We start from the raw sequence: 9,705 nt of genomic DNA, 5'->3' as shown, positions 1-9,705 counted from the left end.
CGATCTTCCGGCAGTAAACCTTTCCCCAAAAGGGCGTATCCGGTATTAGCTCAAGTTTCCCTGAGTTATTCCGAACCAGAAGGCACGTTCCCACGCGTTACTCACCCGTCCGCCGCTGACACCCGAAAGTGCCCGCTCGACTTGCATGTGTTAAGCCTGCCGCCAGCGTTCGCTCTGAGCCAGGATCAAACTCTCACGTTAAAGAGATTGATCTCAGCTGATCACGTATAAATCTCAGACGGAGCCTCACATCGAACTCAGTCGCTTCACAGCGAAAGGCTCGGTGAGCTCAAAAGGAGATCCAACAGATCAGCGTCTCGTCTCTCACGATCCGGCAAAAGCCAGATCCGCAAGGACAGTCGAGTACGCCGTCCGCGTCTCCCTTCCTCATATCACAATGTCAAAGAGCTGATCGCCGGTTGACCCGGTGGCGGAGACCTCATACCTTACGAAACTCACGAACCGACCCACACCCGGCTTAAACCACCGCCAGGCACGTCCCATTCGATTGTTCGGTAAGGTCGCCCGCCTCAGCGCTACATCAGCAGCACCAGAGACAGACAGTGCAGCGTCCGGTTCGCTTCCGCGGCCGGCGCCGATGAACAGGGGTATACGCAGTCGGCTCAGGGTCGTCAACAGCGATTTACGCGAAAATGCCGAATCCCGCGCCGCAGCCTGTCGCAGCCCTCACGCGGGGATGGTGAGGACCAGCCCGTCATAGGCCGGCACCACGGTCTCCGGCAGGCGCGCGGCGAGGGCGGCATAGTCGAGATCGGTGTGGAGGTTGGTGAGCACCGCCCTCCCCGGCTTCACCTGCGCGATGAGGTCCAACGCGTCGGTGACGGAGAAATGGGTCGGGTGCGGGGTGTCCCGCAGGGCGTCGATGATGAGCAGGTCGAGCCCGTAGAGGCGCTCCAGGCTCCGGGGCGGGATCAGGCTGACATCAGGCATGTAGGCCACTCCGCCGAAGCGAAAGCCGAGCGCCGGCTCGTTGCCGTGCTCTACGGGAAGGGGCTCCGCCTCCACCGCGCCGCCCGGCCCCTCGACGGCCACCCTCCCCTCATGGGCGAGGTCGTGCAGGTCGAGGATCGGCGGATAGTCGCTGCCCTCCGGCCGGACGAAGCAATAGCCGAACCGGGCGGTGAGCAGGTCCCGGGTGCGGGCGTCGGCATAGACCGGGATGCGCCCGCGCATGCGGATCACCAGCGGGCGCAGATCATCGATCCCGTGGGTGTGGTCGGCATGGGAATGGGTGAACAGCACCGCATCGAGCCGGTCGGTCCCCGCATCGAGGAGCTGTTCGCGCAGGTCGGGGGAGGTGTCCACGAGGACGCTGGTGCGGCCCCCCTCCCCTTCACGCTCCACGAGGATGGAGCAGCGGCGGCGGCGGTTGCGCGGTTCGTTCGGATCGCAGGCGCCCCAGCCGCTGCCGACGCGCGGTACGCCGCCGGACGAGCCGCAACCAAGGATACGCAGGGTCAGCGTCGCCATCCGGATCTCCCTGGCCGGTCGTATCGCGGGAGGGCGGCGCCTGTCACGCCCGTCAGGCCTGCGCCCGGTCGAAGAGGCGGAAGAAATTGGCCGTGGTGATCCGCGCCAGCTCCTCTTCCGGCAGGTCGAGGGTCGCGGCCAGCGAGCGCGCGGTGTGGGCGGTGTAGGCCGGCTCGTTGGTGCGTCCGCGATGGGGCTCCGGCGCCAGGAAGGGCGCGTCGGTCTCCACGAGGATCCGGTCCTGCGGGACCTTGCGGGCGATGTCGCGCAGCGCGTGCGAGCGGCGGAAGGTCACGATCCCCGAGAAGGAGACGTACAGGCCGATCTCCACCCCCACCTCGGCGAGCCGGGCGCCGGAGGAGAAGCAGTGCAGCACCGCCCGGAACGGCGCCCTGGCCATCTCCTGCGTCAGCACCTGCTCCATATGCGCGTCCGCGTCCCGGGCATGGATGACGAGGGGGCGCCCCGCCTGCCGCGAAGCCTCGATATGGGCGCGCAGCACACCCTCCTGCACGGCGGCGGGGGCCGCGTCGGGATAGTGGTAGTCGAGCCCCGCCTCGCCGATGCCGACGCAGCGCGGATGGTCGGCGAGCGCCGCGATGGTCTCGGGCGGCGTGTCGGGCTCCTCCCCTGCCCCATCGGGATGGGTGCCCACCGTGAACCACACCTCCGGGTGCGCCTCGGCGATGGCCCGGTAGGTCGCGACCTTCGCGACGCGGGTCGAGATGGTGAGCATCCCCCCGACGCCCGCATCCCGGGCGCGGGCGATCACGTCGGCCAGGTCGCTGGCGAAGTCGGGGAAGTCGAGATGACAGTGGCTGTCGATCAGCATGGTATCGGAGGAAAGAGAGATCACGCTGCCGGCGCCTCCGGCCGCTCGAAGCGGGGGAAGACCGGGCTCGGGGCGGGCAGGGGCGTGCCGGCCTTGAGGCGGCCGCCCTCCCCGAGCTGCGCGAAGGTCCGGGCCTCCTCCGGCACCGCCAGCAGGTCGAGGAGCTTGCCCGAAGATTCCGGCACGAAGGGCTGCACGAGGATGGCGACGGAGCGGATCGTCTCCAGGGTGGTGTAGAGCACCGCGTTCATCCGCGCCGGATCGCTCTTGCGCAGCTTCCACGGCTCCTGGCCCGCGAAGTAGCGGTTCGCCTCGGCCACCACCGCCCAGATCTCCGCGAGGATCGCGTGGAGCGCGAGGTCCTTCATCAGGCCCCGCGCCTTGTCGGCGAGCGCATCGGCCTGGGCCAGCATCTGCCGGTCGACCTCGGCCAACTCGCCCGGCTCCGGTACGGCGGCGTCGCAGTTCTTGCCCACCATCGAGAGGGAGCGCTGGGCGAGGTTGCCGAGGTCGTTGGCGAGGTCGGCGTTGATGCGGTTGATGATCGCCGGGTGGTCGTAATTGCCGTCGCCGCCGAAGGGCGCCTCGCGCAGGCAGAAATAGCGCACGGCATCGACGCCGAACGTGTCGGCGAGGTCGAACGGATCGACCACGTTGCCGAGCGACTTCGACATCTTCTCCCCCTTGCTCAGGAAGAAGCCGTGGCCGAACACGCGCTTGGGCAGGGGCAGCCCGGCCGCCATCAGGAAGGCGGGCCAGTAGACCGCGTGGAAGCGCACGATGTCCTTGCCGATGACGTGCAGGTCCATCGGCCAGAATTTTTTTCCGAGGCTCGCCTCGTCGGGGAAGCCGGTCACCGTCAGGTAGTTGGTGAGGGCATCGACCCAGACATACATGACGTGGCCGGGATGCTCCGGCACCGGCACGCCCCAATCGAAGTTGGTGCGGCTGACCGAGAGGTCCTTGAGCCCGGCGCGGACGAAGCTCGCCACCTCGTTGCGGCGGGTGTCCGGCCCGATGAAGGTCGGCTGGTCTTCGTAGAGCTTGAGCAGCCTGTCCTGATAGGCGGAGAGCCTGAAAAGAAAATTCTCTTCCTCCATCCAGACGACGGGCGTGTCGGTAGCAATCGAGCGGCGGGAGCCGTCCTCCAGCAGCCGGGTCTCGGCCTCGTCGTAATAGGCCTCGTCGCGCACCGAGTACCAGCCGGCGTACTTGTCGAGATAGATGTCGCCGTTGGCCTCCATCCGGCGCCAGATCGCCTGGGCGGCCTCGTAATGGGCGGGCTCGGTGGTGCGGATGAACCGGTCGTAGGAGCAGCCCATCCGGTCGGCCATCGCGCGGAACTTCGCGGAGGTGCCGTCCACGTAGTCGCGCGGGGTGATGCCCGCCTTGGTCGCCGCCTGCTGGATCTTGAGGCCGTGCTCGTCCGTGCCGGTGGAGAACAGCACGTCGTAGCCGTCCAGCCGGTGAAAGCGGGCGATGGCGTCGGTGGCGATCACCTCGTAGGCGTGGCCGATATGCGGCGCGCCGTTCGGGTAGGAGATCGCCGTCGAGAGGCTGAAGGTCTTGCGGGGGGAAGGGCCGTCCGTCACGCTCGCGTCCGCTGATCGAGGGACCCGGGACGCCCCGCTCCGTCACCCCGCCCGGCTCAGGTCGGCGAAGAGCGACAGGACGACGGGCCGGCGGTCGAGGTTGTAGGAAGCGGCCTCCCGGGCGCTGCGGGCGAACTTCTCACACACCTCCACGAGCGCCGCAAGGCGCTGCACCGGCTCTCCCTGCCGCCGGTCGAGTTCGCTGGAGACGAAGCGCAGCACCGCGTCGCCGGCGGCGGCGAAACGCTCCTCGCCGTCGCGCCCGGCCAGCGTCTCGGCGAGCTTGAGCACCCGACCCCAATCGGGGTTGGCGGCGCGCGACAGCAGGGTCTCGACCTCCGCGACGAGGCCGGCGGTGACGGGATCCACGAGGCCGAGCGCCCGGCCCACCGAGCCCTCCGCGAGGCCGATGGCCCGCGCCAGGGTGGACTCCTCCGGCTGGGCGAAGGGCAGGGCGCGGATCGCCTCCGCGACCTCCCCGTCCGCCAGGGGGCGCAGGATCATCGCCCGGCAGCGGGAGCGGATCGTCGGCAGCAGCCGGCCGGGCTGGTGGGCGAGGATCAGGAACAGGGCGCGCGGCGGCGGCTCCTCCAGCACCTTGAGCAGGGCGTTGGCGGCGTTGGCGTTCAGGTCCTCGGCGCTGTCCACCACGCAGATCCGCCACCCGGAATCGGTGGCGGTGGAGGCGAAGAGGTCCAGCGCCTTGCGCACCATGTCGACGGAGATCTTGGTCGGCAGGGTCTTGGCCCCGTGAGCCTTGTGACGGCGCAGGGCCACGAGGTTCGGATGCGACAGGCCCGCCACCTGCCCGTGGATCGGGTGGTTGTCGGGGATCGCCAGGCCCGCCGGCCCGGTGCCCTGCGGATAGGCCAGAAGCCGCCGGGCCACCCGGTAGGCCAGCGTCGCCTTGCCGATGCCCTGGGGGCCGCCGATCAGCCACGCATGGTGCAGCCGGCCGGCGGCGATGCCCTCCGCGAAGGCGGCCTCGGCGGCGCCATGGCCGATCAGCGTCGCGGTCTCGCGGGGGCGGGGGATGCCCGACCGGTCGCCGATCTCCTCGTCCGCCGCCTCAGCCATGGGCGCCCTCCCCGGCCAGGGCCGGCAGGCGCGCGGCGACGGTGGCGGCGATGGCGGCCTCGACGGTATCCGGATCGGCGGTGGCGTCGATCACCGCGCAGCGCTCCGGCTCGTACGCGGCGATGGTGAGGAAGGCGGCGCGCAGGCGGGCATGGAAGCTCAGCGCCTCGGATTCGAAACGGTCCGGTCCCTCCCCGCCCCGCGCGGCGGCGCGGGCGAGGCCGGTCTCCGGCGACAGGTCGAGGATCAGGGTCAGGTCGGGCCGGGTGGGGCCGACCACGACCCGCTCCAGGGCGGTGAGCACGGACGGGTCGAGCCCGCCCGCCGCGCCCTGGTAGGCGCGGGTGGAATCGCTGAAGCGGTCGCAGATCACGGTCTCGCCCCGGGCCAAAGCCGGGCGGATCAGCCGGTCGAGATGGTCGAGCCGGGCGGCGCTGAACAGCAGGGCCTCCGCGAAGGGGCCGTAGGGCTTGGCCGCCCCGGCGAGCAGGGCCGCGCGGATCTCCTCGGCATAGGCCGAGCCGCCGGGCTCGCGCGTCACCACCACCGGGCGGCCGGTGCGGGCGCGCAGGGTGGCCGCGAGGCGGGCGACCTGGGTCGACTTGCCCGCCCCCTCCCCGCCCTCGAACGTGATGAAGAGGCCTCCCTTCGGGGGCTTCGGGTCCTGCATCGTCACGGGCGCGTGGTCACGACGGGTTGGCGGCGGCCCGGTCCTCGGGCTTGGCGCCCGAGGCCTTGTCGAAGGCCTTGCGCATCAGCCCGGTGCCGAATTCCAGCGCCGCGTCCATGGCCCGCTGGCTGAGGGTGCCCTGCCCCACCGAGGCGCCGGCATAGAGGGGCAGGTCGAGGGCGACGGTGTCGCCGCGCTGGACCCGCAGCACGCCGACCTGCTGTCCCTCGGTGATGGGGGCGACGAGGGGGCCCTGGTAGACGACCCTGGCGCTGACCTTGTCGCTGGCGCCGCGCGGCAGGAGCACCCGCACCGGCTTCTTCGCCACGAGGGGGACCGAGCCGGCATCGCCGCCATAGACCGAGGCCTCGGCCACGGTCTCGCCGGGGGCGAAGATCTGCCGGGGCTCGAAGGCGCGGAACCCCCATTCCATCAGCTTGCGCGATTCCGAGGCGCGGTCCCGCGCGGTCTTGAGGCCGGAGACGACGAGGACGAGGCGCTGCCCGTTCTGCACCGCCGAGCCGGTCAGCGCGTAGCCCGATTCCTCCAGGAAGCCGGTCTTGAGCCCGTCCGCGCCGATATCGAGGGTGAGGAGCGGGTTGCGGTTCTGCTGGCGGATCTTGTTCCAGGTGAACTCGCGCTCGGAGAAGATCTTGTAAAGGTCCGGGTAGGTGTCGATCAGGTGGATGGCGAGCCGCGCCATGTCCCGGGCCGTCACCTTCTGGTCGGGCGCCGAGTAGCCGGTGGCGTTGCGGAAGGTCGAGTTCGTCAGGCCGATCGCCTTGGCCCGCTGGTTCATCAGCCCGGCGAAGGATTCCTCGGTGCCGGCCATGTTCTCGGCGATGGTGATCGCCGCGTCGTTGCCCGACTGGACGATGAGCCCGCGCAGCAGGTCCGACATCTTGATGCGGCTGTTCACCTGCGCGAACATCGAGGAGCCCCCGCCCCCGGCGCCGCCGCGCTTCCAGGCGTCCTCCGTCACCGTGAACTCGGTGTCCATCGACAGGCGGCCGGATTTCAGCGCCTCGAACACGATGTCCGTGGTCATCAGCTTGGCCATGCTGGCCGGGGAGAAGCGCTCGTCGGCGGCCTTCTCGAACAGGACCGAGCCGGAATCGGCGTCGATGAGGATCGCGTGCGGCGCCGCCGTCTGAAAGGATTGCGCCCGCGCGGGCGTGGCCAGAGCCAGCGCCGTGGCGACGCCGGCGGCCAGGAGAGACAGAACGGTCCTGCGCATCGCGGATCTCCGGCGGGTCTGCGTCGCGCGCTTGTGGGGCAGAAACCTGCGGCGCGAAACAACTCAGGCGGCAACGAGCGTGACCATATCGCGTTTCCCCACCGGGATCGAACGCGAATTGCCGCAATGCGGCGCCTAGTAGATGCCCGCGTAGCGCGTGCCGTGCCCGCCGGACCGCGCGGGCGGCTCGGGGGTCTTCGCGGCCTGCTTCACCACCGGCTTCGCAACTCCCTTGCCGCTCTCCTTGACGGCTGGCGCCGCCTTGGCGCTGAGCTGGGCCATGGCGAGCTTGGCCGAGGCCGGCATCGCGGCGGGCACGCCGCGCCCGGCCGGCCGGTGGGGCTCGGGCGCCGCCGCGGCGAGGCGGGTCGCCGGCGCGGACGCGACCTTGGCGGACGCATGTGCCGCCGGGTTGCCGCCGGAGACGGAGACCGCCGCCACCTTGACCGGGGCGATCTTGACCGCCGCCGTCTGGACCGGCGCCGGCTTGAATTCCTTCGTGCGGTTGGCGGTGGGCTGTAGGGCGGCCGGCACGGAGACGGCGGCGCTCGCCAGCACGATCGGCGCGCGGACGGGACGGCGCGGCGCCTCCTCGGGGGCCTCGTCCCGCTCGGGGGCCGGCTTGTAGGCCAGCGGCGTCGCCCCCCGGCTGAACTTCTCCGTCTCCTCCACCGGGCCGAGATCGGCCACCATCACCGCCGAGCGCGAGCCGGCCGGCTGGCCGTCCGTGCGCAGGGTGGCGAGGAGCTTGCGGTCGTCGGAGCCGGCAAGCGACGCCTTGCCGACATACTCCACCCGCACCCGGGCGGTGCCCCGGCGGTGGAAGCCCAGGGCCTCGGCCGTCTCCTCCGAGACGTCCATGACGCGCCCGGCGTGGTAGGGGCCGCGGTCGTTCACCCGCACGATCATCGAGGAATGGTTCTCGAGGTTCGTCACCCGGACGTAGCTCGGGAGCGGCAGGGTCGGGTGGGCGGCGGCGATGGAATGGCGGTCGAACACCTCGCCGTTGGCCGTCATCCGGCCGTGGAAGGCGGAGCCGTACCACGAGGCCAGACCCTCGCGGACGTAGCCGGCCGGGTTCTCGCGGGGGGCGTAGGTCTGGCCGGCGACCACGTAGGGCTTGCCGGTGTAGCGGCGTCCGCCACCCTTGGGGATCGTGTCGCCCTCGTTATAGAGACGCGGGCTCGCCTTCACCCCGTATTTCGGATCGACGCCGTTGCCGGTCGCGGCGAACTTCGTCGCGGTGTTCGAGGCGCAGTTGGCGGTGGCGAGTGCCACGCCCGAGACGGCCAGGAACCGCAGGGCCAAACGCCCGGGTCGAAGGTGCGTCATGCGCGGGGACACCAACTCTACGCGTGAAAACCGGACGTCGCCCGGCAGCACCGGGTCCGCGGAGAATTGTCGGTGTGACGTAAAGGAAGACTGAACGGATCGCTCAGACACGCCACGATCCACTGCCCCGCTTCAACCTCTACGCGAGGTTGTGCTCGCAAGGGACTGCAGGCACGCGGCTTCCCGGTCGTCCGAAAAAGACATCCTCGCGCTTTGCGCGAGGATCGAGGCTCATCCCGCTTTCAGGGCAGGGGAATCAGCGCGGGGGATGCTCCGTCAGCTGGGCGATGGAGCGCGAACCGCGCTGCTTGAACAGCAGGTCGAGGGCTTCCAGCATCAGGCCGTGCATCTTGGTGCGCTCGGCATGGGCGAGGTCGCGCAGCTGATCGTAGACCGGCGGCTCCAGATAGACGGACATCTGGCGGGCGCGCTGCTTGAGCGTCCGGGTCTCGGGCACGGGCTCCGGCCGGGCGGCGGGGGCGAGGGCGACGATCTCGGCGCTGCGGAGGGAGGTCACGGCGCGGGCCGGGGCGGAGCGCTCCGGGGGCGTGGCCGCCGCCACGATGGCCGCGAGGCTGAGCTTAGGCGGCTTGGACATGCTTGTCCGTCCGGGCGTTCTGGCTGCGGCGCTCGATCCAGGACCAGAGCTTGCGCACCTCGGTGGCGGCCTGCCCCTTCGGGTTCAGCTCCGTGACGCCGAGGCCGAGGCCGATCGCGTCCTGATGGTCGGTGCGGGCGACGATGTTCACGTCCGGCAGGATGCCCAGGACGGCGAGGCCGTCGGCGGCGTCGCGCACCCGGTAGGAGCGGGGCGGGGTCTGGTTCAGGACGAAGGCGAACTTCTTCTCCAGCCGGTAGATCGCGGCGAGCGTCGGCTTGAAGGCGCGCAGGTCGGCGGGGGTCGGCCGGCAGGGGATGATGCACAGGTCGGCGGCGCGGATCGCGGAGAGGGTGCCGGGGGAATCGACGCCGGGCGTGTCGATGAAGACGAAGTCGTAGGCCGAGTCGCGCAGGCGCTCCATCACCGGCTCCAATTGGGCGGCGTCGATCTGCGCGACCTCCGGCCCCTCCACCGTGCGGTGGTCGAGCCAGTCCGAGACGGTGGCCTGACGGTCCATCTCGAGGATGCAGACGGAATGCCCCGCCTCGCGGGCGGCGACAGCCAGGGAGATGCAGAGCGTACTCTTGCCGCTCCCGCCCTTCTGGGTGACGAAGGTCAGCGCTTTCATCCGGGACGTCCTCCTGCACGCGCGGGAACGACGCCAGGACGGCACGGGCCCCGTGCAACCTGAGGTCGTCGTTTTGCATCCTGTGCGATCCTGAGATCCAAGGATGTCAGGATCCTGAGTTGGTCCCAGCATGGTTAATGCTTCGTTAAGGGCCCCTGCCCCGGCCTCCGCCGGGCTGCGCGGAAAATTCGGTGGAAATCATACTTCAGGTTTAGAAATGGCCGCGAATCGCTGGAGCGGGCTTT

Annotated in this window: 9 protein-coding genes and 1 rRNA gene; all 10 read right to left on the bottom strand. The window is 70.2% G+C overall.

Going from position 1 to position 9,705, the window contains the following annotated elements:
- A 16S ribosomal RNA gene (locus tag AAHF99_RS12695) occupies window positions 1-201 on the bottom strand; the annotation flags it as partial.
- A 486-nt stretch (window positions 202-687) separates the two neighbouring features.
- A complete protein-coding gene (locus AAHF99_RS12690) occupies window positions 688-1,491 on the bottom strand; it encodes an MBL fold metallo-hydrolase (protein WP_342164697.1) in 804 nt (267 codons plus the stop codon).
- A 52-nt stretch (window positions 1,492-1,543) separates the two neighbouring features.
- The gene (locus AAHF99_RS12685) at window positions 1,544-2,323 is read right to left on the bottom strand and encodes a TatD family hydrolase (protein WP_342164717.1); all 780 of its coding nucleotides are present in this window, start codon (window positions 2,321-2,323) and stop codon (window positions 1,544-1,546) included.
- Window positions 2,324-2,343: 20 nt separating this feature from the next.
- Complete coding sequence (gene metG, locus AAHF99_RS12680; protein WP_342164695.1) at window positions 2,344-3,915, bottom strand: methionine--tRNA ligase; 1,572 nt, start codon at window positions 3,913-3,915, stop codon at window positions 2,344-2,346.
- 42 nt (window positions 3,916-3,957) lie between these two features.
- Entirely contained in the window at window positions 3,958-4,992 is a 1,035-nt protein-coding gene (locus AAHF99_RS12675; RefSeq protein WP_342164694.1) for a DNA polymerase III subunit delta', read from the bottom strand.
- Window positions 4,985-5,662: a dTMP kinase gene (gene tmk / locus AAHF99_RS12670; RefSeq protein ID WP_342164716.1), complete on the bottom strand. Its 678-nt coding sequence runs from the start codon at window positions 5,660-5,662 to the stop codon at window positions 4,985-4,987. The genes AAHF99_RS12675 and tmk overlap by 8 nt, the downstream gene beginning before the upstream one ends.
- Window positions 5,663-5,678: 16 nt before the next feature.
- Window positions 5,679-6,899, bottom strand: a complete 1,221-nt coding sequence (locus tag AAHF99_RS12665; RefSeq protein WP_342164693.1) for a D-alanyl-D-alanine carboxypeptidase family protein — start codon at window positions 6,897-6,899, stop codon at window positions 5,679-5,681.
- Window positions 6,900-7,034: 135 nt separating this feature from the next.
- Window positions 7,035-8,231 carry a septal ring lytic transglycosylase RlpA family protein gene (locus AAHF99_RS12660; protein WP_342164691.1) on the bottom strand — a complete coding sequence of 399 codons (1,197 nt, stop codon included), beginning with the start codon at window positions 8,229-8,231 and terminating at the stop codon, window positions 7,035-7,037.
- 256 nt (window positions 8,232-8,487) lie between these two features.
- Window positions 8,488-8,829, bottom strand: coding sequence for a ribbon-helix-helix domain-containing protein (locus tag AAHF99_RS12655; protein ID WP_342164689.1), 342 nt, complete (start codon window positions 8,827-8,829; stop codon window positions 8,488-8,490).
- Entirely contained in the window at window positions 8,813-9,460 is a 648-nt protein-coding gene (locus AAHF99_RS12650) for a ParA family protein (RefSeq protein WP_342164688.1), read from the bottom strand. The genes AAHF99_RS12655 and AAHF99_RS12650 overlap by 17 nt, the downstream gene beginning before the upstream one ends.
- Between the last annotated feature and the right edge of the window lie 245 nt (window positions 9,461-9,705).

Origin of the sequence: Methylobacterium litchii (assembly GCF_038442315.1) — a bacterium.
GTDB lineage: Bacteria > Pseudomonadota > Alphaproteobacteria > Rhizobiales > Beijerinckiaceae > Methylobacterium > Methylobacterium litchii.
This window is presented reverse-complemented; position numbering and strand designations above follow the sequence as displayed.

Coding starts and splice junctions, on each gene's coding strand:
- tmk (WP_342164716.1), bottom strand. CDS start 5,662: ATGCAGGACCCGAAGCCCCCGAAGGGAGGCCTCTTCATCACGTTCGAG.
- AAHF99_RS12690 (WP_342164697.1), bottom strand. CDS start 1,491: ATGGCGACGCTGACCCTGCGTATCCTTGGTTGCGGCTCGTCCGGCGGC.
- AAHF99_RS12650 (WP_342164688.1), bottom strand. CDS start 9,460: ATGAAAGCGCTGACCTTCGTCACCCAGAAGGGCGGGAGCGGCAAGAGT.
- AAHF99_RS12665 (WP_342164693.1), bottom strand. CDS start 6,899: ATGCGCAGGACCGTTCTGTCTCTCCTGGCCGCCGGCGTCGCCACGGCG.
- AAHF99_RS12685 (WP_342164717.1), bottom strand. CDS start 2,323: ATGCTGATCGACAGCCACTGTCATCTCGACTTCCCCGACTTCGCCAGC.
- AAHF99_RS12660 (WP_342164691.1), bottom strand. CDS start 8,231: ATGACGCACCTTCGACCCGGGCGTTTGGCCCTGCGGTTCCTGGCCGTC.
- AAHF99_RS12655 (WP_342164689.1), bottom strand. CDS start 8,829: ATGTCCAAGCCGCCTAAGCTCAGCCTCGCGGCCATCGTGGCGGCGGCC.
- AAHF99_RS12675 (WP_342164694.1), bottom strand. CDS start 4,992: ATGGCTGAGGCGGCGGACGAGGAGATCGGCGACCGGTCGGGCATCCCC.